Origin of the sequence: Blautia marasmi (assembly GCF_900258535.1) — a bacterium.
GTDB lineage: Bacteria > Bacillota > Clostridia > Lachnospirales > Lachnospiraceae > Blautia > Blautia hominis.
Map to the genome: position 1 here is coordinate 1,050,793 of NZ_OIWX01000001.1, position 22,201 is coordinate 1,072,993.

At 46.7% G+C, this 22,201-nt stretch carries 20 protein-coding genes; 6 read left to right on the plus strand and 14 right to left on the minus strand.

All coding sequences use genetic code 11. The features are described from left to right. The first annotated feature begins 11 nt into the window (after positions 1-11). Entirely contained in the window at positions 12-1,373 is a 1,362-nt protein-coding gene (gene trkA, locus C6P39_RS04695) for a Trk system potassium transporter TrkA (RefSeq protein ID WP_104802982.1), read from the plus strand. Between the two features lie 15 nt (positions 1,374-1,388). Next, positions 1,389-2,831: a TrkH family potassium uptake protein gene (locus C6P39_RS04700; RefSeq protein WP_104802983.1), complete on the plus strand. Its 1,443-nt coding sequence runs from the start codon at positions 1,389-1,391 to the stop codon at positions 2,829-2,831. A gap of 51 nt (positions 2,832-2,882) precedes the next feature. Here C6P39_RS04700 and C6P39_RS04705 read toward each other — a convergent pair whose 3' ends face one another. Both C6P39_RS04705 and C6P39_RS04710 read right to left on the minus strand, forming a co-directional pair. Beyond that, on the minus strand, positions 2,883-3,494 hold the full coding sequence (locus C6P39_RS04705) for a manganese catalase family protein (RefSeq protein ID WP_104802984.1): 612 nt from the start codon (positions 3,492-3,494) through the stop codon (positions 2,883-2,885). Further along, positions 3,494-3,913: a spore coat protein CotJB gene (locus C6P39_RS04710; protein WP_242986930.1), complete on the minus strand. Its 420-nt coding sequence runs from the start codon at positions 3,911-3,913 to the stop codon at positions 3,494-3,496. The genes C6P39_RS04705 and C6P39_RS04710 overlap by 1 nt, the downstream gene beginning before the upstream one ends. A gap of 179 nt (positions 3,914-4,092) precedes the next feature. Here C6P39_RS04710 and C6P39_RS04715 point away from each other — a divergent pair, with 179 nt between their 5' ends. Genes C6P39_RS04715 through C6P39_RS04725 form a run of 3 tightly spaced genes read left to right on the plus strand, consistent with a single transcriptional unit; the run spans position 4,093 to position 6,058 of the window. Further along, positions 4,093-4,446 (plus strand): PadR family transcriptional regulator, encoded by a 354-nt coding sequence (locus C6P39_RS04715; protein ID WP_104802986.1) that lies wholly within the window; start codon positions 4,093-4,095, stop codon positions 4,444-4,446. Next, complete coding sequence (locus C6P39_RS04720) at positions 4,436-5,098, plus strand: permease prefix domain 1-containing protein (protein WP_095176134.1); 663 nt, start codon at positions 4,436-4,438, stop codon at positions 5,096-5,098. Before C6P39_RS04715 ends, C6P39_RS04720 begins: the two co-directional genes overlap by 11 nt. A 6-nt stretch (positions 5,099-5,104) precedes the next feature. Continuing rightward, positions 5,105-6,058, plus strand: a complete 954-nt coding sequence (locus C6P39_RS04725) for a DUF4097 family beta strand repeat-containing protein (RefSeq protein WP_104802987.1) — start codon at positions 5,105-5,107, stop codon at positions 6,056-6,058. Positions 6,059-6,327: 269 nt separating this feature from the next. Here the strand turns inward: C6P39_RS04725 and C6P39_RS04730 are convergent, their stop codons facing one another. The 9 genes from C6P39_RS04730 to C6P39_RS04770 all read right to left on the minus strand — a co-directional run bounded on the left by C6P39_RS04730 (position 6,328) and on the right by C6P39_RS04770 (position 17,350). Continuing rightward, positions 6,328-7,656 carry a sensor histidine kinase gene (locus tag C6P39_RS04730; protein ID WP_095176132.1) on the minus strand — a complete coding sequence of 443 codons (1,329 nt, stop codon included), beginning with the start codon at positions 7,654-7,656 and terminating at the stop codon, positions 6,328-6,330. Then, complete coding sequence (locus C6P39_RS04735) at positions 7,653-8,327, minus strand: winged helix-turn-helix domain-containing protein (protein ID WP_095176131.1); 675 nt, start codon at positions 8,325-8,327, stop codon at positions 7,653-7,655. The genes C6P39_RS04730 and C6P39_RS04735 overlap by 4 nt, the downstream gene beginning before the upstream one ends. Before the next feature lie 72 nt (positions 8,328-8,399). Continuing rightward, entirely contained in the window at positions 8,400-10,169 is a 1,770-nt protein-coding gene (locus tag C6P39_RS04740) for a Na/Pi cotransporter family protein (protein ID WP_104802988.1), read from the minus strand. A gap of 352 nt (positions 10,170-10,521) precedes the next feature. Further along, on the minus strand, positions 10,522-11,268 hold the full coding sequence (locus tag C6P39_RS04745) for an N-acetyltransferase (RefSeq protein ID WP_095176129.1): 747 nt from the start codon (positions 11,266-11,268) through the stop codon (positions 10,522-10,524). Between the two features lie 240 nt (positions 11,269-11,508). Beyond that, the gene (locus tag C6P39_RS04750) at positions 11,509-12,654 is read right to left on the minus strand and encodes a Gfo/Idh/MocA family protein (RefSeq protein WP_104802989.1); all 1,146 of its coding nucleotides are present in this window, start codon (positions 12,652-12,654) and stop codon (positions 11,509-11,511) included. A 12-nt stretch (positions 12,655-12,666) separates the two neighbouring features. Then, positions 12,667-14,226 carry a response regulator gene (locus tag C6P39_RS04755; protein WP_104802990.1) on the minus strand — a complete coding sequence of 520 codons (1,560 nt, stop codon included), beginning with the start codon at positions 14,224-14,226 and terminating at the stop codon, positions 12,667-12,669. 18 nt (positions 14,227-14,244) lie between these two features. Then, entirely contained in the window at positions 14,245-15,078 is an 834-nt protein-coding gene (locus C6P39_RS04760; protein WP_158661460.1) for a carbohydrate ABC transporter permease, read from the minus strand. 12 nt (positions 15,079-15,090) lie between these two features. Next, positions 15,091-15,981 carry a carbohydrate ABC transporter permease gene (locus C6P39_RS04765; protein WP_095176125.1) on the minus strand — a complete coding sequence of 297 codons (891 nt, stop codon included), beginning with the start codon at positions 15,979-15,981 and terminating at the stop codon, positions 15,091-15,093. A gap of 64 nt (positions 15,982-16,045) precedes the next feature. Continuing rightward, the gene (locus C6P39_RS04770) at positions 16,046-17,350 is read right to left on the minus strand and encodes an ABC transporter substrate-binding protein (RefSeq protein ID WP_104802991.1); all 1,305 of its coding nucleotides are present in this window, start codon (positions 17,348-17,350) and stop codon (positions 16,046-16,048) included. 218 nt (positions 17,351-17,568) lie between these two features. Between C6P39_RS04770 and C6P39_RS04775 the strand changes: the two genes are divergently transcribed. After that, positions 17,569-19,338, plus strand: a complete 1,770-nt coding sequence (locus C6P39_RS04775) for a sensor histidine kinase (RefSeq protein ID WP_104802992.1) — start codon at positions 17,569-17,571, stop codon at positions 19,336-19,338. A 330-nt stretch (positions 19,339-19,668) separates the two neighbouring features. Here the strand turns inward: C6P39_RS04775 and C6P39_RS04785 are convergent, their stop codons facing one another. From C6P39_RS04785 to deoC, 3 genes are read right to left on the minus strand one after another with little or no spacing between them, the layout of a single operon-like run. Then, entirely contained in the window at positions 19,669-20,487 is an 819-nt protein-coding gene (locus tag C6P39_RS04785) for a purine-nucleoside phosphorylase (protein WP_104802994.1), read from the minus strand. A gap of 16 nt (positions 20,488-20,503) precedes the next feature. Next, positions 20,504-21,232, minus strand: coding sequence for a Crp/Fnr family transcriptional regulator (locus tag C6P39_RS04790; RefSeq protein ID WP_095176120.1), 729 nt, complete (start codon positions 21,230-21,232; stop codon positions 20,504-20,506). Next, a complete protein-coding gene (gene deoC, locus C6P39_RS04795) occupies positions 21,232-21,897 on the minus strand; it encodes a deoxyribose-phosphate aldolase (RefSeq protein WP_095176119.1) in 666 nt (221 codons plus the stop codon). Before deoC ends, C6P39_RS04790 begins: the two co-directional genes overlap by 1 nt. Positions 21,898-22,201: the final 304 nt, after the last annotated feature.

The window sequence follows — 22,201 nt, forward strand, 5'->3', positions numbered from 1 at the left end:
TGGAGGAAGTTATGAAAATCATCATTTTAGGCAGTGGTAAAGTGGGCCGTACCCTTGCCGAACAGCTCAGCAACGAAGGACACAATATAGTTATGGTAGATATAATCGCCAAAAAGGTCCAGGACATTTCAGAAGACGCAGATATCATGGGCGTACTGGGCAATGCATCCAGTATCAATACCCTGCTGGATGCCGGAATTGAAACCGCTGATATCCTGATTGCGGTTACCGGTTCCGATGAACTGAATCTTCTCTGCTGCCTGATTGCCAAAAAGGTCAGCAAATGTCACACGATTGCCAGGGTACGAAACCCTGTATACAGCAAAGAAATTGGATTTATTAAGGAGCGTTTGGGTATTTCCATGATCATCAATCCGGAACATGCAGCCGCTATCGAAATTTCCAGGCTTCTGCGTTTTCCCTCTGCCATCAAAATCGACACCTTTGCCAAAGGCAGGGTTGAACTTCTGAAATTCAAGTTAAAACCCGAATTTAAACTGGACAAGATGACTGTCATGGAAGTAGCAGAGCGCTATAAAAACAGTATCCTCATATGTGCGGTAGAGCGCGGAGACGAGGTAAGCATTCCCTCCGGTAATTTTGTTTTGAGAGATAACGACATTATTTCTATCGTTGCCTCCCCAGTGAATTCCGCACTGTTCTTTAAGCGGATCGGCATTCATACCCACCAGGTCAAGAGTACCATGATCGTGGGCGGCAGCACCCTTTCCTTTTATCTGGCTAAACTGCTGCTGGCTATGAAGATCCGGGTATTGATCGTGGAGGCCAGCCAGGAGCGCTGTGAACAGTTGAGCGAACTTCTTCCTGAGGCCACAATCATTAACGGTGACGGCACCGATAAAAATCTTCTTCTGGAAGAAGGCCTGACACGTGTTGAATCCTTTGTAACACTCACCAATCTGGATGAGGAGAATATTCTTCTGGCTTTGTTCGCCAAGAAGAACAGCAATGCCAAGCTGATATCAAAAGTAAACCGTATCGCTTTTGACGATATCATTGAAGGTCTGGACATCGGCAGCGTTATATATCCCAAATATCTGACCGCAGATTACATCCTGCAGTATGTGCGGGCCATGCAGAACAGCATCGGAAGCAATGTGGAAACTCTCTACCAGATCCTGGACAACAAAGCGGAGGCCCTTGAGTTCTCTGTACACGAGGACTGCACTTTCTTAAATATACCGCTTGCTGACCTGAATATCCGGGACAATCTGCTGATCACTTGTATAAACAGAAAAGGAAAAATCACCATTCCCCGGGGACAGGACAGTATTCAGCTTGGGGACACCGTGATCGTGGTCACCACTGTGAAGGGGCTGCACGACATTAAAGATATACTGAAAAATAAATAATTTACGAGGGATGAAATGAATTACTCAATTATTTCCTATATTATAGGATGGATCTTAAATTTTGAGGCACTTTTTATGCTCCTTCCCTGTATTGTCGCCATGATATACAAGGAATCCAGCGGGTGGGCTTTTGTGCTGGCCATGCTTCTGTGCCTCCTCATCGGCATACCTCTGACTCAGAGAAAGCCAAAGAACAAAATATTTTATACTAAAGAAGGCTTTGTCACCGTAGCGCTGAGCTGGATCGTGCTCAGTATCATGGGAGCGCTGCCGTTTATATTCAGCGGCTCCATTCCTAATGTTATTGATGCTGTTTTTGAAACCGTGTCGGGATTTACCACCACAGGTGCCAGCATTCTGCCGGAGGTGGAATCCCTTTCCCACTGTATCCTGTTCTGGAGGAGTTTTACCCACTGGATCGGAGGTATGGGTGTACTTGTATTTCTGCTCTCCCTGCTTCCTCTGACCGGCGGCGGCTACCATATGAATCTTATGAAAGCGGAAAGCCCTGGCCCCTCTGTCAGCAAACTGGTTCCAAAAGTACAGTCCACCGCAAAAATCCTGTACGGTATTTATCTGGCCCTCACTCTGCTGGAGATTCTTTTCCTGCTCTGCGGCGGTATGCCTGTGTTTGATGCACTGACCACTGCCTTCGGAACGGCTGGTACCGGTGGATTTGGTATCAAAAATGACAGTATTGCCAGCTATTCCACCTACATTCAGGTGGTTGTCACGGTTTTCATGATATTATTCGGTGTCAATTTCAGTGCTTATTTCCTGATAATAAGCGGCAAGCTTAGACAGGCCCTCCACATTGAGGAAGTGCGCTGGTATCTGGCTATTATTGCCATTGCCATCATTACGATTACATTTAATGTATACCACATTTACGGAAGTATCGGCGTATCATTGCAGCAAGTGTCCTTCCAGGTAGCTTCCATCATCACAACCACCGGATTTGCCACCACTGACTTTAACACATGGCCGGAAATGTCCCGAACGATTCTGGTCATCCTGATGTTTGTGGGTGCCTGTGCAGGCAGTACCGGAGGTGGTGTGAAGGTATCACGTTTTGTCATTCTGATGAAGACCATCCAAAAAGAACTGCGCCAGTTCCTGCATCCGCGCAGCATCAAGAAGATTAAAATGGATGAAAAACTGGTCGAGCATGAAGTAGTCCGCTCCACCAATGTATTCATGATCGCCTATGTACTGATATTTGCGTTTTCTGCATTGTTGATAAGTTTTGACAATCATGACCTGATAACCAATTTTACCAGTGTTGCTGCCACTTTGAACAACATTGGACCTGGACTTGAACTGGTTGGCCCCACCCAGAATTTCTCTATCTTCTCCGGCGGAGCCAAATTGATTCTAATCTTTGATATGCTTGCGGGAAGGCTGGAATTATTCCCCATGCTCCTGCTGTTTACCAGGGATACCTGGAAAAAATTCTAAAAAAGGCCGTTATCTGATAAGCTTAAATGTTTCAGATAACGGCTTTTTCTATTATTTCTGAAGAAACTTCTTATCAAACTCCGGATTAAAATAATAATAATTATTGGAATCCAGTCTCTCTTTTGTCCTCTCCAATGCCTCTCCAAAACGCTGAAAATGCACGATCTCTCTTGTCCTTAAAAATTTCAGCGGTTCTCTCACTTCCGGGTCTGTTATCATGCGCAGAAGGTTGTCATATACTACCCTGGCTTTCTGCTCGGCCGCCAGATCCTCTGTCAGATCCGCAATGGCATCGCCTTTTGACTGAAATTCCAACGCAGTGAAAGGAACGCCTGCTGCTGCCTGAGGCCACAGGGCTTTTGTGTGGTCAATATAATAGGCATCAAAACCCGACGCCTGGGCCTGCTCCACTGTCAAATCCCTGGTAAGCTGATAGACCATGGCACATATCATTTCCATGTGGGCCAGTTCCTCCGTGCCGATATCGGTCAAAAGCCCGCCCACTGACTTGACAGGCATAGTGTAACGCTGCGCCAGATATCTCATGGAAGCGGATAATTCACCGTCAGGGCCGCCGTACTGACTGATAATCAGCTGAGCTGTTTTGGGACACGTTTTCGTAATCTTCACCGGAAACTGCAGTCTCTTCTCATAAGTCCACATCAGATACACGCTCCTTCCCATGGCATTGGGCCATCTCCCCAACACCCAATACAGTCTTTTGTCAGAGCATAGTATTTCTCATCAAAATCTTTCAAAAGACATTTTCTCTGTTCAATGAGATTTTTCCTAAGTTCCGTAGCCTCTGCGGATTCCGGATGGGTATCCAGATACAGGACTGTGTCATCCAGGGCAAAGCTCAGCGCGCTGATTTCCTTCATCAGCTTCTCTCTCTCCTGCTGCTCGGGTGACGCATTTTCGTCAGGCTTAAACCCTGTCTCAAAGGGGGTTTCTTCCAATACATAGAAAGGTTTGTTCAGGCCCGGAAAAATAGTTCCAGTTGCCAGTGCCTGTTCCCAATCGTATAGAGTCTCCCAACTCTGCATGGGAACGGAGGCAATTGCCAAGTGCTGCTGTTCCATATCATCGTCTCCTTTCTGATACAAAGACATTGTTTGACAAAAACCATCAAATTTTCTCTGCATTGTTAGTATGCGCAGAAAAAATCGTTTCACAAAGGTAGTTTTTTCAATTTTAAATATACCTTGACAGGCGAGGTATATTTATGTTTAAATGTAACTAAGAAAAGGAGGTATGCTATATGTCAATCGCTTCTGATTTGATCCGCGGTCATACCGATACTATTATTCTGGCACATCTGCTGGAAGGCGACAGCTACGGATATAAGATCAATAAAGAGATACAAAGAAAGACAAATCAACAGTATGAACTAAAAGAAGCTACCCTCTACACTGCATTCAGACGTCTGGAAGAGGCTGGCTGCATATCATCCTATTGGGGCAATGAGCTGACAGGTGCCCGTCGGCGCTACTATTCCATCACCCCTGAGGGAGAACGGACTTATGAACGTCTGAAGGAAGAATGGGACACAGCGAAACAATTAATTGATGTTCTGATCCAATCAAAAAAGGAGGAAGTAAAAGATGGAAAATAGACTCAGGGAATATATGGACAATTTATTCGGGGAAATTCCCCCCACCAAACAGGCTGTGGAGCTAAAAGAGGAGATTCTTCAGAACCTTATAGACAAATACCATGACCTTCTGGCTGAAGGCAAAAGCCCGGAAGCGGCATTTAATATTTCTGTAGCCAGCGTAGGAGACGTGGATGAGCTGCTGTCCAGTCTGACTGCCGGCTACAATCCCAACCCCTTCCCTGATGAAGAAAGCCATAAAAAACAGAAGCGCAAATCCGCCATCCTGTTCTCCTCAGCCATTATGCTTTATATCACATGTGTGGTCCCTGTCATCATTGCGGACAGTTTAGGCCACGATACCGTAGGTGTATGCCTCATGTTTCTAATGATCGCCGCTGCCACCGGTCTGCTGCTCTATAACAATATGACCCGCCCCCGCTATACTGCCAATGACGGCACTATCGTAGATGATTTCAGAGAATGGCAGGAATACAACGGCGGCAGCCGCCAGACTTTCCGAGCAGTCAACAGTGCCTTATGGAGTCTTGCCACTGTACTGTATATTATCATCAGTTTCACTACCATGCGGTGGAATGTAACCTGGATCATTTTTTTGATCGCCGCTGCGGTACAGTCTATCATCCGAGCAGCCTTTGAGCTGAGAAAGTAGGTAACCATGAATAGAAAAACATCTGCTGTTATACGCATAGTTTCCTGGTCTATTGTGGCTGTTATCCTGACAGTTGTACTTATCATGGGTATTTTAGGCAACTGGAGTGTCACCCTGTTTCCTTTTGGCAATCACACCTCTTCCGGAGGCTGGACCTACGCGGAAAGCGGCAAGTACACGGCCGGGCCCGCCGAATTGCCTGCGGATAAAATAAAGAACATAAGGGTAAACTGGTTAGACGGCAGCGTCACTTTGTCTGCCGCAGATACCGATCAGGTCATTGTCAAAGAGACATCTTCACGGAAATTAAACACCAAAGAACAACTGCACTATTACCTGAAGGATGACACGCTTCTTATTGAATACCGCGGTGCCACCAAAAATATCATAACCGCTTTTGCCAACGGCCTTTCAAAAAAACTGGAGATCCAGATTCCGAAGAAATACGCGGACTCCTTCCGGGAAATTCTTGTGGATGGTGTCTCCTCAGATATCAGCCTGGATAATTTGAAAACAAAAAAACTGTCCCTGGATAATGTGTCAGGAGATATCAGTCTTAAAAATGTGGAGTCCGACACCCTTTCCGCGGACACCACCAGCGGCTCCCTGAATTCCGCAAATCTGATCGTCAGCGAAAATGCGGTTACCAATACTACCAGCGGCGACGTTATCCTGGATGGTTCTCTGACTGCTGTGCAGCACGACAGTGTATCGGGAGATTTACAGATCACATCTGCTGCCTGCCCTGAAACTATCCAGGCAGACACCACCAGCGGAAGCGTAACCCTGAACATCCCCGACAATTCCGGTTTTACATTGGAATATGACACCGTAAGCGGTGACCTGGAGAGCGACTTCCCGACTACCGGTTCAGACTCCCACCGCACCTACGAGTCCGGCAAAAGCCACTTCCGGATCGACACGGTAAGCGGCAGCATCAAACTGAGCAAAACAAAATAAGTTACTGTTCACAGTATACTAAAAACGTAGCTCTTTGCACAGTAACGCGCTTCGCGATGCACAGATATGGAGCATTCTGCCCCATATCGCGCTGGCTAACTCGGGATTTTGCTTCGCATCGCGCAGCATCCCTTTGGGAAAACGCCTCCCGGTACAGTGGCCAGTGAACAGTAACCAAAATAATACTGCGCACATACAAAATAATACTGCGCACATACAAAATTGAGGAGCCCGCCAATACAGACGGTCTCCTCAATCTTTTACAGCCTCTAAAATCTCAATACTATCTTACTGCCCTTCCCAGGCTCACTGTTCAGCACGATCTTGGCGTGATGCAGCGCGGCTCCATGCTTCACGATGGAAAGCCCCAGCCCTGTTCCCCCGGTCTTTCTGGAATGGCTCTTGTCCACACGGTAAAACCGCTCAAAGATTCGCTCCTGCTCCTCTTTTGCTATGCCGATCCCGTTATCCTCCACGCTCCACCGCACCCCGTCTTTTTCCCGGGCGAGCAGAACCTTCACGTATCCACCTTCTTTATTATATTTAATGGCGTTATCCACAAGGTTATACAGCATTTCATATAAAACGTGCCTTACCCCCTGGATCGTCACGCTCTTTCCTTCCATCAGAACCGTCACTCGTTTCTTTTTGGCAGGGAGCATAAGGGTCTGGCAGATATCCTGGGTCATTTCATACAGATCCACCTCTTCCAAAGGCATATTCCTGCTCTCATCCAGCTTTGAGATTTCAATAATGTCCTGCACAAGACTGGTAAGCCTGCTTGCCTCATCGTAAATCCTGCCTGCAAATTCCGGCACATCCTGAGGCTGTACCAGCCCGTCACGCATGATCTCCGCATAACCTGAAATGGACATGAGCGGGGTCTTCAATTCATGGGAGACATTTGCCGAAAATTCCTTTCGCACCAGCTCCGCCTGTTTCAGTTCCTCTACCTGCTTGGCGATCTGCACATTCTGCTCATCCACCCGATTCAAAAGAGGCCGCAGTTCCTCATACGCCACATTCTCCAGCGGATGCTCCAGATCCAATTCATTGATGGGCGCGATCAGCCTTCTGGTCTGCTTCTCGACTACAAAAAAAGCCAGCGCCAGAATCGCGATCAGCAAAAGCCCCAAAAGCGTGAAGCTTGACATCATGGTAGACAAAACACTGTCTGTTGTCTTCGCCACCCGCAAAATATTTCCGTCATTTAATTTGACTGCATAATAAAAGGTCTGCTTTGACAGCGTCTGGGAAAACCGTACCACTTCCCCGGTCCCCTTTTCCAATGCCTGGATGATCTCAGGTCTGTCCTTATGGTTCTCCAGATCAGAGGCATCTTTTTCTGAATCATACAGGATCGTCCCGTCAGGCCTTGCCAGAGTAATACGGCTTGTAGTCAGATCACCTGTGGTTTTGTTCAGATACTCCTCCCCCGTATTCTCCACCGCGTAGCGGATGTACTGGACTTCATTCCTGACATCCTGCTTCATATAATGATTGTATTTCCCGTACATAACAGCACTGGCCGCGAAAAAGGTCAGTATCACGGAAAGAACCACCATGATCCCTACGTGGTTCAGTATACGTTGTTTCATCTTCCATCTCCAATCCGATAGCCCACTCCCCGGATGGTCTCAATCAGGTTTCCGCAGTCTCCCAGCTTCTGCCGCAGTGTCCGGATATGTACATCCACTGTCCTTGTCTCACCGTCAAAGTCATATCCCCAGATATGTTCCAGCAGCCGGTCACGGCTCAGCACGATCCCCTGATTCTCCATCAGATAGCGGAGCATTTCAAATTCTTTCAGTGTCAGTTCCACTCTCCGCTGCCCATCCAGCACTTCATGCCTGTCCACATTTACGGAGAGATCTTCACAGCGCAGGATTTTGTCCTGATACTGCTTTTTACTTCTGCGGAGCACTGCCCTGACCCGGGAAATAAATTCCATCATACCAAAAGGTTTGGTAATATAGTCATCCGCCCCGCCGTCCAGCCCTCTCACCTTATCGTATTCCGCCTCCTTGGCAGTTACCATAATAACAGGGATGTCTCTGGTTTTGTGCTCTTTTTTCAATTTTTCCAGAATCGCATACCCGTCGTCACCGGGCAGCATAATATCCAGAAGTATCAGCTCCGGTATCTCACCCTCCAGTGCTGCAAACAATTCTTTTCCATCACTTAATCCCTTTGCCTGAAATCCGGTAGTGCCCAATGTATATACAAGAAGTTCCCGAATATTTCTTTCATCCTCCACACAATAAATCATATGCGCTCCCTTCTTCTGCCATCCTATCCTATAGACAGTATACGCATTTTTCAGGGAGCGCACAAGAAAAATTTATGGAAGCTGATAATGACTGCGGGAAAGTTCCATTACCCGCTGGAACTCGGAGTTATCCTCACGCTTCATATGCTCCAGATAACTGTGGGTATCAAACGCATCATCCGGAACCTGGGTGATACAGACTGCAATGTTGGAACAGTGGTCTGCGATCCTCTCCAGACTGGTTGTGATATCAGAAAGGACAAAGCCCTGTTCAATGGTGCATTTGCCTTCCCTGAGCCTGCGGATATGACGGGCCTTCAGCTCCATATTCAGCTCATCTATTACCTGTTCAAGAGGTTCCACACTTTTTGCCAGCTCCTGGTCCTGCCCTGCAAATACTTTGTAGGCAGAATCAAAGATGTCCTCAACAGCTTTGGCTATCACGTGCAGTTCCTGTATTGCCTTATCTGAGAATTTCATGTTTTTTGCATACATTTCTTTTGCTGACTGCATAATATTTACCGCATGGTCAGATATACGCTCAAAATCACCGATGCAGTGGAGCATAATGGACAAGTCATGGCTGTCCTTCTGATTCAGATCTTTCTGGCTTAATTTCACCAGATACGTTCCCAGCGCATCCTCATAGCGGTCCACATGATCTTCCAGGCTGACCACATCCTCCGCCCCTTTCTCATCGTAATTATCAATCAGAGACAGGGCTTTGCGCAGAGACTCCTGTGCATCTCTTGCCATACTGTCCACCACGTGGCGGCTCTGCTCCATGGCGAACGCCGGTTTATCAAGAAAACGCACATCTAAAAGCTGTGTCTGAATATCCTGTGGGGATGTTTTTGCCTCCTCCTCTTTGTTCCGGATCGTAAGGGTGGCAAGCTTTTCCAGGCCTCTGGAGAATGGCAGCAGGACCAAAGTCGCAAAAACATTGAATGTGGTATGCACGATGGCAATACCTGCCGCATTTGCCGCATGTCCCATAAATCCAAAATGGATAAAGGAGTTAAGTGCATAGAAAAGGATCATGAATGTAACCGTACCGATCACGTTAAAGTACAGATGTACCATAGCCGCACGTTTTGCATTCTTATTAGCTCCCACAGCGGAGAGAAGCGCGGTCACACAAGTACCGATATTCTGTCCCATAATAATGGGGATGGCAACATCAAAGCTCACCGCCCCTGTCACACAGAGTGCCTGCAGAATACCCACAGACGCGGAAGAACTCTGGATAACTGCTGTGAGGATCGTACCTGCGATCATGCCCAGGATGGGGTTGGAAAACTGTGTCAGAATACCGGTGAATTCCGGAACGTCCGCCAGCGGCTTCACAGCGCTGCTCATACTCTCCATACCAAACATAAGCACCGCAAATCCAATAAATATCATGCCAATGTCTTTTTTCTTCTCACTTTTGGCAAACATAAGGAAAGCGACACCCACAATAGCCAGGACGGGTGAAAATGTGGATGGTTTGAAAAGCTGTATAAAGAAGTTATCACTCTGAATTCCGGAAAGACTCAGGATCCAGGATGTAATTGTTGTACCGATATTGGCCCCCATGATAACACCCACTGCCTGAGAGAGCTTCATGATGCCGGAGTTAACGAAACCTACAACCATGACTGTGGTTGCTGATGAAGACTGAATGACCGCAGTGACAGCGGCTCCCAGTCCCACGGCTTTTAAGGGATTTGAGGTCAGTGTTTCCAGAATCCTCTCCATCTTGCCGCCTGATACCTTGGCCAGACCGTCGCCCATGACATTCATTCCGTATAAAAACAAAGCCAGACCACCGACTAAGGTCAAAATACTAAAGAAATCCATACTTTTTCTCCTTTTCCTTTTGTAGCAAGGCAAACTTGGTTACGGTTCACTCCGTTCTCAGCAACACGCTCCTAGGGATCGTGGCAGTGAGCAGTAACAGCTTATTACCTTTTATTCTGTCCTTATTGTAGGGGAGGTATGTAAAATCTTTTATTGGGGTTTTGTAAAATCTATGTAAAATTTTCTGATACCTGAAATACAGGCTTATAGATTCACAAACCGCTGCCTCAACCTCCGGCAGCGGCCCTTGAACTGACTATTAGAATTGACGATCGCCTGGGCAATGGGATTATGCCTGGCTGTTGGACTTGTTCTCACGGTCAGCGAAATAAATACGATGACCGAGGAGTCATTACTCTGCAAGAATCTTTTCAAATTTCTTTTCAGATAAGATTTCATTTGTCAAAAAAGCCCCATTATAAAAAAGGCTGTATGACGTAAAAGGTGCCGGGGCATTTTGTGCCTGTTCTTTCGTCTCAAAACGTATGGCCCGGAAGGGCACCCCTTTGTTTTTTGCCAAATTCTCAATGAGCGGAACGTATTTTGCGGTAAAAGGACATTGATGCGTATAATATAGAACAAATCCCTCCTGCTCTATGTGCGGGGATTTTGCCTGTTCCCTGAACTGTGGCTTTTCCGCATTCTCCTCAAAAGGCAGATAAAGCAGCTCATAATGCGGCTTAGCCGTATCTGCAGTGATAAATCCTTTATAACGGAGATAGCCGGGATCAGACAAGTATGGCATTTTTTTAGGGGAGGAGAGGACTGCCAGTCCCTTTTTTCCTTTTGCCTTGCTGTCCCTGATGCATTCGTCCAAAAGGAGATTAGAATACCCAAGTCCTTTAAATTTCCCTGATACCCACAGACAGTCAATGTACATATAACCCTCCGCTAAAACCGGAGCCCACGCGTTCTCCGCAGGAATGTATTCAATAAAACATTTCCCCCGCACATCACATTTTTTGAACATCAGACCAGCATCCAGCTGCCGGGAGATCCATTCCTTCTTTGCCGCCACCTGACAGTCCTTATTGTTGGAGATCGCACAGCAGATATGCTCCTTTTCCAGGTTTTCCTTTGTCAGTGTAATAATATCCATATAAATTTTCCCTTTTCCTTTCTGAACTAATGCCAGTATAACATATTAAACATGACACGGTATGTCATATTTTTATGGGAAACAAATTTATCTGCCCCGGCCTGCAAAAGACATATCCGGCCAGAGGCATATACAACAGACGGGAAATATTTTTATATAGTTGACAAAGCCACTGATTGCTGTCTCTTCCTGCGTGCGGCTTGTGTTATTCTGCCAAAGCTGCGGCATGGCGGATCGCTTTCATCTGAAATCCGGAATTTCAACTCCCTCACCTTGTTTCATGGCTGACAGATGCCCACAGATCCCCGCTGCCGTCCAGTTGGCTGCCGTATATACGTCGATCAGAGGTTCCCGCTCCTCCACAATACTCCGTACAAATTCATTCACCAGATGCGGATGGGAGCCATGGTGCCCTCCCCCTTGTTTCATATACATTTCAGGGTTATCCGGATCCAGGATAGCAAACTCCGTGGTATACTTTCTGATCTCTTCCGGCAGAAGTTCTTCTCTGTTTGGACAGTGTACAGCCTGCCTGCTTATCATCCTGCCTCTGTTTCCGATATTTGTCTCTGCCATCCCCTCCTCAAACGCATACACGTAGGGGTCCTCATTTTCAAAATTCCACTCAAACGACATTTTATCCCCAAAGACACTGAATCCCTCCACATAGTCATGGGCCGTCTCAAACAGGGAACGTGTAACATCCGCTGAAGTCCGCCCGTCTTCCAGCTGAAAGACAGCCGTCTCCACAGGATAAGGATTCCCATAATGTTCCACAAGCTCCTCCCTCATGGTCCCGCTGCCGAAACAATGTACCTTTAAAGCTCTCTGTCCGCTTAGATACAGAAGCGGCGATACCGCGTGGGTGGCATAATGAAGAGGGGGAAGTCCCTTCCAGTAATCAGGCCATCCCTCCATATCCTGAAAATGTGTTCCTCTCAGATATTGGATTCTCCCCAGCTTCCCCTGTTCCATCAGTGCTTTCACGTACAAGCACTGATATGTATAGACACTGGTCTCCATCATCATAAATCTCTTCTGGCTCTTCTTCTTTGCCTGAATAATATCCCTGATCTCATCCAGCGTTGTTGCCATAGGCACCGTCACTGCACAGTGTTTTCCTGCATTTAATGCCTGCACTGCAAGATCTGCGTGGGTATGTATATTGGTAAGTATATGGACTGCGTCCACATCCGAGTTCAATAACTCCTGATAATCCCTGCAGCATTTGGTAAATCCAAACTTTCGTGAAAAACTGTCAAGCAGCTCTTCGTTCTTATCACAGATAACTACCTCCTCCACATCGGGATGGTCTCTGTAAATGGTGGGAAAGGCTCCTCCGAACACAAGTCCCACAATACCCACTTTTATTTTTTTACCGCCCATGATCCTTCTCCTTTACTCCTGTATTTTCCGGTATTCCTTTGGTGAATATCCGGTTGCTTTTTTAAATCCCATGCTAAAATAATACTGGCTGGAATACCCCAGCTCACTGCTGATCTCTCCGATCTTCTTGTCTGTTTCCACCAGAAGCTTTTTAGCCTGGAGGATCTTAAGACTGCTGATATAATTTACCAGCGTACCGCCTGTCTGCTCTTTAAAAATACGGCAGATATAATTTGGACTCATACAGAAGACCTTTGCGATCTGCCCAAGGCTCAGATCTTCCTCCCTGTAATTCTTTTCAATATACTGTTTGATCTTAGCGACCGTGTGCGTTGTGTCCTTTACCGTATAATTTCGTATCTCCCGGCATGAGGATATGAGGATCTTCTCAAAATACTCCAGGATATCCGAGGCATAGACCATAGCATTGAGTTTCTGCAGGCTTATCAGATCCTTAACCCTCTCCTCCGGAAGAAGGCTGCACATCTGTGTACTTAAAAAATTAGTGATGAAGAACAGCAGGTACGGCCTTTTAATGCGATGGTTTTCCACATAGCTGCGAATTTCCGTACACACTTTGTCGATTCCGCCAAAATCACCGCAGGTCAGACTGTCGGCAAGCTCTTTTTCAAAATAATCAAACCGTGTATAATCTGATAACTCTTTATCCGCATGATCATGGATGTGGAACACCTGATTCCTGCCCAGGACAAAACGATACTCCAGGGCCTGCATAGCAGTGTCTGCCGCATACTGCAGCTTTCTGATATCGTCCACCCAATATCCCACACCAATATCCATATACACGCCTGTCCCGTTGTCTGCAGAATCCCGAATATACTTTTTCAGCAGATGAATCAGGGTACTCACAAGAAAATTCTCCTTTTCCCCGAACACAATGCAGTACACACCCGTCTCCATAAAAAACGGCCCCCAAAATTCCTGGGTCTGATAATACTGAGACAGGTTTTTGCAAAGATCAGCACAGATCTCCTCTCCCGTCCTGCCGCTCTCCCCCGCCTCCACAGCTATCATTATGCAGTTAAACTGCATTTTCCGCAAATCCGATTCCAGTATTTCTTCCAGCTCCATCCGGTCCAGTTTACTGCTTTCCTTACTGTCCTTCAGCAGCTTACGGAAAAAAGCCTCCTGATAAATCCCGTGATTGTTTTCGTACACACGCTGCACCTGCTCCTCATGATGTTTTTCTTTGCCCGCCTGTAAAATGCGCTGGCTCAAAAATTCATAATCCACAGGCTTCTCCAGAAAATCGTAAACGCCCAGCTGAATGCCCTTCTTAGCATATTCAAATTTACTATATGCGCTGATGATTATAATTTTGATATTACATCCCAGCCCGTTAATATACTCGCAAAAACTAAGGCCGTCCATTCCGGGCATCACAATATCCGATATGATAACATCCGGCTTTCGCTCATCCAGGTTCTTCATTGCCTCCTGACAGTCAGCATAAAAGCCCACCGGATTCAGCCCGTACGCCTCCCACTGTATCTGTGTTTTCAGTGCATTCAAGGTTAAGATACGGTCTTCAATCACCATTACATTTATCATAACTCATCATCCTTTACGTTACTGCTTTATACTGCCCATCATCAGACCGCCCATAATATTCTTCTCAAAGCAGACAATAAACAAGATTGCCGGGAGCAGCATCATACATCCTGCTGCACTGATGGCCCCCCACGGCATCTGATATTGGTTCATCTTGGGAATGGACGACATTAAAAGGCTCATTACCTTCACATTTTTAGTAGTAAACATCAGAGGTGTAAAAAATTCATTCAGGCAGGTAATAAAATTAATGATACAAAGGGTTGCCATGATCGGTTTCAGCAGAGGGAGGATGATCCTCACAAATGCGCCCGCCATGGTTGCCCCGTCAATCCTGGCGGCTTCCTCCAGGGAAGAGGGAATCTGGCTGATAAAGCCGGAATACATGATGGTTGAAAATGGGATCAATATGGAAAAGTATAAGATCACCAGCCCTGCAAATGTATCACTCAGCCCCAGATGACGCCATAATGTCATAAGCGGGATCACCGTCACGGTACCGGGGATCATGGTAGAAAACATAATAAATGCGAAAGCCGCGTTCAGTCCCTTTGTCTGACATCTGGAAAACCCATAACCGGCCAAAGCACACAGAAAGACTGAAAGGATCAGGGATACTGCAGTTATGATCACGGTCCCCTTCAGGTATTCCGTCAGCCCTGCCGCCTGAAATAACAGCTTATAATTATCCAGCGTCAGATGGATCGGCCTATATTCTATAGGGGATTTGAACAGATCCACCTGCTGGGTAAAGGATGACTTTATGATCCAGTAAACAGGCCACATAATGATAAATCCCACAACAATTGTCATGATCCATAAAAAGACTTTCTTTTTCCCGGACATTTTCATATTCATCCCCCCTTAATAGTCCACTTTTCGGTAAATGGACAGCCCCACAACCCCATAAACTGCCGTGGCTAAAAACATGACCACCGTAATTGCAGATGCCATTCCATAGTTCATATTCTTTGTTGCTTCCATATACAGCCTGTATGCCAAAAGGGATGTGGAAGTACCCGGTCCTCCTTTTGTCATGGCGTAAACGATCTCAAAACTGTTGATTTGAGACACACCGATGAAAATTATCATGATAATGAAGGTTCTCATAACATAAGGCAGAGACACATGGAACAATATCTTCCAGTCATTTGCCCCGTCAATCTTGGCTGATTCAAACAATTCCCCGGGTATTCCCTGAAAAGCAGCCAGCATGATAATTCCAAAGAAAGAAACGTTCTTCCATATATTTACCATAATAACTGCGATCTGTGCCCCTGACTTATCTGACAGCCAGCTAAAATGGTATCCCGCAAATCCGATCCTTCTGATCAGATCATTTACGATCCCATATGTATCATCAAAAGCCCAGAGTGCCGCTATAGAGACAACGATCATGGACAGGCCCCACGGAATCAGAGATACGGTCCTTATCAGCTTCCGTCCTCCGAAATTCTGTTTCAGCAAAAGAGCCAGGCCGATCCCCAGCACAATAATGGCCAGTATGGACAATACCGTAAAAACTGCCGTGAAAGATAAAGATTCCAAAAACTGTTTATTGGTGGTAAGTTTCTTAAAATTCAGCAGACCTGCAAACTTTTTTGTTCTCCGAATCAGATCATAGTCTAACAGACTATAATAAAACATGGTCACCACCGGATATATGGTTGTCCAGGCCCGGATCAGCAGAACCGGAAGAATGCAGAGCCATGCAAATAAAATTTTCCGCTTTGTCAGCGTCAGTTTTCTCAACATCGCATTCCCCTCCTCCAAATATTTTTCCTATGGAGGCTGCACGCGCTGCAGCCTCCTGTCCGTCTTAGTTTTTTCCTAATAGTTCATCAATCTGCTGCTGTCCTTTTTCCAGACATTCCTCATAACTGATCTCGTCCATAAGATATTCCTGAAGAGTTCCGGTTACTGTATCCATATATTCACTGTGTCTCTCGCTTAAAGTCCTGGCCTCAAACGCATTGTCCTCCACATAGGACTTATGTTCCTCCACAGTCAGAAGGTTCTTCGTCAGCTCCGTATCATCCCATGCACGCAGATTGGCTGTAGGGGAGAATTTACCTGTTGCCTTCATATAAGCTGCCTGTGCCTCAGGCGTTGCCATGAATTTTACATATTCTTTGGCGGCCTCTTTCTTGGAGGAGTTTTTATTCACCACCCACATCCAGGAACTCATTGGCGTCTTGTTGGTGACAAACGCAGGCATTGGCGCACAGATGATCTCATCCCCGTATTTTCCTGCCTCAGCAAAAGAGGAGGAAGCTGATGCCCACTGAAAATACATAGCCGCATTTCCATCCGTAAACTTCTGGTTGCCGGTCTCATAATCCACGCTGAGATTGTCAATACTGGTCACACCGTAGGTATGTACCAGATTATACATAAATTTAATCGCTTCTTTTGTCCCGTCCAGTGTCCAGTCATAGAAATTCCCGCCAAACATGAGACACCAGCGGTTCAGGTTATCCTGAAGATGGGAAGCCTTATCCCATGCCTCAAGAAGCCCGTATTTTCCGTCCTTTGTCAGAGCCTTTGCTGCCTCAATAAATTCTTCCTGATTCGTAGGCACAGCGATCCCCGCCTCATCAAACATCTTCTTATTCACAAAGAAAAGGATACCACCGAAATCGGCAGGTACTCCATACACATGACCGTCCTTTTTCAAGAACTTATCTGCATACCCATCCATGAACTCATTCAAATCTTCTTCTGTGATCACATCATCTACAGGCTCCAAAAAATCAGCACTCATAAAAGATAACTGCATGATCTCATCAATAAAATACACATCCACAGAATCATCACCGGAAGCCAGCATCGTAGTGGCCTTATTGACTGTATCCGCATACAACAGAGGTTCCGCCTCAAAATTAACTTTAAACTCCAGGTTGTCCTCCACCATTTTCTTAAACGCCTGCCCATACTCATCATCATTAATAGCTGAAGTATAGACGGTTATCTCCGTATCCTGAGTGGTTTCCTCCTGTTTTGTCTCCTGTTTTCCGGCACCGGCATCTTCTTCTGCGGATGTACATCCTGATAAAAACATAGTCCCTGTCATAAATACAGCAGTCCCTGCTGCCAATTTACTTCTCCAATTTCTTTTCTTCATACCTTACTCCTTTTTTCAGCTCTTAGAATCTCCTGCGCAAAAGAATCTGTAAATAGTACCGCTTGTTCAGCTAATATTAAGATATCACATCCATTTAGGAAAATCATACAATTTATTATCTATTTTTTAATATATCATATCCATTTTTACATTAATCGTTTTTATTCCTCCCGGATTTTGCTATAATATTGCCAATACAACAACAATCGGAGGCCATTATGAATACATTCAAAAAAATATTCAACAAACATTTTTCCACCTTCCGTTCCAAACTGACGGCTGCCTTTATTTTAACTTCTATGATCCCTCTGCTCCTCTCCATCACCATAGCCATGTTTATCATAAACAGCTATCTGAGAAAAGAGACTGTCAATCAGCTCACCTCTGATGCCAGCTTGGAAGCACAGCAGATAGAAGCCCGTCTGAGTCAGATCATTGACATGCAGAATGCGCTCTCCTCCCTGTTCTCCTCCTCCCTGACCCCGGACAACGCCTCAAAAGACATTTCCTCCCTGGCCTTGTCGCGCTTTGAATCCCTGCGTGCCAATGTCACCAGCCTGGAATACGTCTATAATGTTAAAAAAATAAGAATCTACTCCGACTATTTCCCATTCACAGATGGGGACAGCTTTCATTTTTTCCCTCTCGAAAACCTGGACCCCTCTGCCCTCCGTCAGATAACAAACGAATCCTCCGGTGTCAACCGCCTGAAAACCTTCACTACAGCCGGCACGTCCTCTGCAGACACTGCCAGCTTCTACAAAGCCATCAAAAACATAAACGGGACCATCATTGCCGTTTACTTCATAGACATAGATCTGCCCAGTACCCTGAAAAGCATCCTGTCCCCAGGCTCCAATACCACTGCCCTTGCGCTCCTGAACCCCCAATCCGGTCTTTTATACAGCAGCAGCCAGGACATGACCCTTCCCGGTTCCCCGGCCTCCTGCAAAATAAATGAAGTCTTCTCCACGGAAAACGCCCGCTGCCAAATACTTAAAAAAAGCAAATACACAGACTGGTATTATCTGTTTGAGTCCTTAAAAGGCAGTTCCAAGATAGTAAACCAGGCCTTGCTGACAGGATATCTGCTGGTATTTTCACTGACCGTACTTTTATGCATCATTGCAGTCATCATCTTCCCCATCACCCTGTCCAAACGCATAAAACACTTTTCAAACACCATCAACAATATCTCCGACAAGGACCTGACATCCGCCAGTGCTGCTGAAGCCATCCTGGATACCCTTGTCAAAGACGACACTACCGGTGACGAAATAGACGCCATCATCATCACCTTCAGCAACCTGTTCAAAAAAAACACCCAGCTCAACACATCCATAAGAGAACATGAGCTGGAGATTGAAAAATCAAGATTCACCATACTCCAGGAACAGATAAACCCCCATTTCCTATACAACTCCCTGGACACCATACGCATATGCATGCTCATGGACAAAAAAGAGACAGCCTGCCGTCTGATCCAGTCACTGTCCCAATTTTACCGCATCTCCCTAAGCAAAGGAAAAGACATCATCACCATAGACCAGGAGCTGCGCATGATAGAGGCCTACCTCCAGATCGAGCAGGCCGGCTACGACGGAAAGATCACATGGCAAATAAGCTGCAGCGACCGGATATCCTCCTTCGGAATCCCCAAATTCACCCTGCAGCCCATAGTAGAAAACTCCATCATACACGGAGATTTCATCTCAGCGCCAACGCCTCTAACCATCACAATAAACGTGGAATACACAGAAATCATCAAGATAACCCTAAAAGACAACGGCCCCGGAATCCCCCAAGACCGTCAAAAAGAACTCAATCAACTATTAACATCCAACACCCTAATCCCCACAACCGGCTACGGCCTCCAAAACTGCTGCCAACGCATCCGCCTCCACTACGGCCCCGCCTACGGCCTCCAAATAAACAGCACCCCCAAAGGCACCCAAACCACCCTAACCCTCCCCCCCATCCACCCCTAAGGGCAAGGCAGCCTTATGTCCCGCATTCCAGTCCCTATCATCCCCGCATCCTTATGTCCCGCATTCCAACCCCAGGCAGGCGAGGCGGCGCAGCAGGGGCGGGAGGCAGAGATACAGGCTGGCGAGTGTCAAGCGGAGCGAGCCGAAGATCCACTTGCCGCAGCTGATTAATGAGGAGGCCATTGCCGACGAATTTAGCAGCTGGGAGCAAGTTAGCTGAGGGGAGCGCAGCCAGGAGCCAGGCTGTATCTCTGCCTCCCGCCCCTGCTGCGCCGCCTCGCCTGCCGTCCACCATCCGCCATAATCCGCCCCCATATAACATTGCCCTGTCTAAATCCCCCCTATAACCTCCGTAACAAGCCCCGCAAACTCCCGCGAAACCCTATCCGCCGTCTCCTGCACCTCCGCATGATCCAACTTCTTCCCCATCCCCGCAGCCTGATTCGTAATACAGGAAATCCCGCACACTTCCATCCCCATATGCCGTGCAGCCATAGCCTCACATGCGGTACTCATCCCAGCCGCATCCGCCCCCCACACTCTGCACATACGGATTTCTGCCGGAGTCTCATAATTCGGTCCGCTAAACTGCATATAAACCCCTTCTTTCAGAGAAATCCCCAGCTTACATGCCGCCTCCTTCACCACATTCTGCATCCGCACACTGTAAACCTCACTCATATCCGGAAATCTCGGCCCCAATTTATCCATATTTGCCCCAATCAAAGGACTGGGCACCGCCGTGGTGATATGGTCACGGATCAGCATAAAATCCCCGGGTTCAAAATCAAAATTCACTCCCCCTGCCGCATTGGTGAGAATCAGTTTTTTCGCCCCCAAAAGCCCCATCAGTCTCACAGGAAGCACCACATCCGTCATAGGATACCCTTCATAATAATGAACACGTCCCTGCATGATCACAACCGGCACCTTCCCCACATATCCGAACACAAATCTTCCCTTATGCCCCTCCACTGTGGAGGTTGGAAATCCCTCAATATCCTTATAATCCACGGTATCCTCGATCCGGATCCCATCCGCATAATCTCCCAGTCCGGACCCCAGGACCAGCGCCACCTCCGGCTTAAATCCTGTTCTCTTCTTAACACTTTCCAAACACCTGAATAACTTTTCTTCTGCCTGATTCATAATTTCACCCTTCCTTTCATTCCTGTTCAACCACGGAGGAAACCATGGCCTGCATCCTCTCATACTGTTCTCTGCTTATCAAGATAGAATTACCTTCCCTGGATATCAGTCCCTCATCCTGAAACTTCTTAACCGCACGGTTGATCGTCTTCACACACAGGCCCGAAGCCTCTGCCAATTCCTGTCTCGTGCTTCTGATCCGGTAAACATCCTGCTTCGCATAACGCTGATACCGCTCTGTAAAAAGCATGGCCAGCCTGTCAGCTCCCTGCAGGAACAAATACGCCCTGCTGTTCCGCCCCTGCTCCAGCAAATACTCTCCCATAAGCTTTGCCTCCTGTTTTAAGGCACGGATATCCGTTTTCAGCCATCGCTCAAATTTTGCTCTGGGAATCTTTATCACTGTGCACTCTGTCACTGTCTCCAGTGTTGTCCGGTATTCACTCAAATCCATGATCACTTCCATACCGCCCATGGCATACACACCGTCAAACCGCATAAAATCATAGGCAATGCCATAGATCCGGTAGTCCACTGCCCGAATACTTCCCTGCCCCACAATATAAACCGTCTCTACAGGTGTGTTCTCCCGGACAAAAGTGACGCCCTTCTCCAGCACCTCTATCTGAAAAGAATCCATGAGCCAAACCGGTGCCGTCTCGAAATACGCCTCAAAAAGTTCCCGCCTTCTCTTATCCAGCTCCCGCAGAAAAGGCAGCGCCTGATACAGATACTTCTGTTCCATTAATATCCCTTTGTCTCCTGTCCCTGAATCAGTTTGACCGCAGAGCTTGTACCGATCCTGTCACATCCCGCTTCCAAAAATGCCTCCATGTCCTCCACACTTCTCACACCGCCGGCTGCTTTTATTTTTACATTTCTGCCAATGTGCTCTTTGAAGAGCAGGATATCCTCCAGAACCGCACCCCCGGTCCCAAATCCTGTGGAGGTCTTGATATAATCCGCGCCTGCCTCTGTCACAGCATGACACATGGCTGTCTTCTCTTCTTTTGTGAGATAACAGGTTTCAATGATCACCTTTAGGATCTTATCACCTGCAATTTCTTTTAATGTGCGGATTTCCCTCTTCACAGCATCAAAATCCCCGTTCTTAACATCCGTGATATTGATCACCATATCCACCTCTGCCGCACCGTCCTGAAGCGCCTGTTCTGTCTCCGCTGCCTTTGCCTTTGTGGTACTGTAGCCCAGGGGAAAACCGATAACGGTGCAGATATTGATCTTCTCCCCGTAGGTATCATGAATTCTTTTTACATAACAGGGTGGAACGCAGACCGAGGCAGTCTGGTAGCAGACAGCCTCATCGCACAATCTCTGTATTTCCTCCCAGGAAGCATATGCTTTTAAAAGCGTATGATCCACATGCCTTAAAATTTCTCTCTCTGTCATTTTGCTTTCCTCACTTTCACTATTGCCGGTATACTGACACGATGGCTTACAGGCAAACCTGCTTATCCATATTACTGCAAAGTCCTACCGGAGATCCATCATGCCGGTATCCGGTACACCTCTGGACAGATAACCAAATCCCAAGCTCATCCTGCTGTATAAGTTACCGGATGCTCTTCAGGGTATGTTTTATATTATAATGCATTTTCCACTCCGAAAAAAGGACTAAAGTCTTTTTTACGTTTACTTTTGCCGTTATGTCTATGTGAAGTTCATTTCACATTTGTATTGACATTCTTTTCCT

What these genes read in the sequence shown, in the direction of transcription:
- trkA (WP_104802982.1), top strand. Translation starts at nt 12, where the DNA reads ATGAAAATCATCATTTTAGGCAGTGGTAAAGTGGGCCGTACCCTTGCC.
- C6P39_RS04700 (WP_104802983.1), top strand. Translation starts at nt 1,389, where the DNA reads ATGAATTACTCAATTATTTCCTATATTATAGGATGGATCTTAAATTTT.
- C6P39_RS04705 (WP_104802984.1), bottom strand. Translation starts at nt 3,494, where the DNA reads ATGTGGACTTATGAGAAGAGACTGCAGTTTCCGGTGAAGATTACGAAA.
- C6P39_RS04710 (WP_242986930.1), bottom strand. Translation starts at nt 3,913, where the DNA reads ATGGAACAGCAGCACTTGGCAATTGCCTCCGTTCCCATGCAGAGTTGG.
- C6P39_RS04715 (WP_104802986.1), top strand. Translation starts at nt 4,093, where the DNA reads ATGTCAATCGCTTCTGATTTGATCCGCGGTCATACCGATACTATTATT.
- C6P39_RS04720 (WP_095176134.1), top strand. Translation starts at nt 4,436, where the DNA reads ATGGAAAATAGACTCAGGGAATATATGGACAATTTATTCGGGGAAATT.
- C6P39_RS04725 (WP_104802987.1), top strand. Translation starts at nt 5,105, where the DNA reads ATGAATAGAAAAACATCTGCTGTTATACGCATAGTTTCCTGGTCTATT.
- C6P39_RS04730 (WP_095176132.1), bottom strand. Translation starts at nt 7,656, where the DNA reads ATGAAACAACGTATACTGAACCACGTAGGGATCATGGTGGTTCTTTCC.
- C6P39_RS04735 (WP_095176131.1), bottom strand. Translation starts at nt 8,327, where the DNA reads ATGATTTATTGTGTGGAGGATGAAAGAAATATTCGGGAACTTCTTGTA.
- C6P39_RS04740 (WP_104802988.1), bottom strand. Translation starts at nt 10,169, where the DNA reads ATGGATTTCTTTAGTATTTTGACCTTAGTCGGTGGTCTGGCTTTGTTT.
- C6P39_RS04745 (WP_095176129.1), bottom strand. Translation starts at nt 11,268, where the DNA reads ATGGATATTATTACACTGACAAAGGAAAACCTGGAAAAGGAGCATATC.
- C6P39_RS04750 (WP_104802989.1), bottom strand. Translation starts at nt 12,654, where the DNA reads ATGGGCGGTAAAAAAATAAAAGTGGGTATTGTGGGACTTGTGTTCGGA.
- C6P39_RS04755 (WP_104802990.1), bottom strand. Translation starts at nt 14,226, where the DNA reads ATGATAAATGTAATGGTGATTGAAGACCGTATCTTAACCTTGAATGCA.
- C6P39_RS04760 (WP_158661460.1), bottom strand. Translation starts at nt 15,078, where the DNA reads ATGAAAATGTCCGGGAAAAAGAAAGTCTTTTTATGGATCATGACAATT.
- C6P39_RS04765 (WP_095176125.1), bottom strand. Translation starts at nt 15,981, where the DNA reads ATGTTGAGAAAACTGACGCTGACAAAGCGGAAAATTTTATTTGCATGG.
- C6P39_RS04770 (WP_104802991.1), bottom strand. Translation starts at nt 17,350, where the DNA reads ATGAAGAAAAGAAATTGGAGAAGTAAATTGGCAGCAGGGACTGCTGTA.
- C6P39_RS04775 (WP_104802992.1), top strand. Translation starts at nt 17,569, where the DNA reads ATGAATACATTCAAAAAAATATTCAACAAACATTTTTCCACCTTCCGT.
- C6P39_RS04785 (WP_104802994.1), bottom strand. Translation starts at nt 20,487, where the DNA reads ATGAATCAGGCAGAAGAAAAGTTATTCAGGTGTTTGGAAAGTGTTAAG.
- C6P39_RS04790 (WP_095176120.1), bottom strand. Translation starts at nt 21,232, where the DNA reads ATGGAACAGAAGTATCTGTATCAGGCGCTGCCTTTTCTGCGGGAGCTG.
- deoC (WP_095176119.1), bottom strand. Translation starts at nt 21,897, where the DNA reads ATGACAGAGAGAGAAATTTTAAGGCATGTGGATCATACGCTTTTAAAA.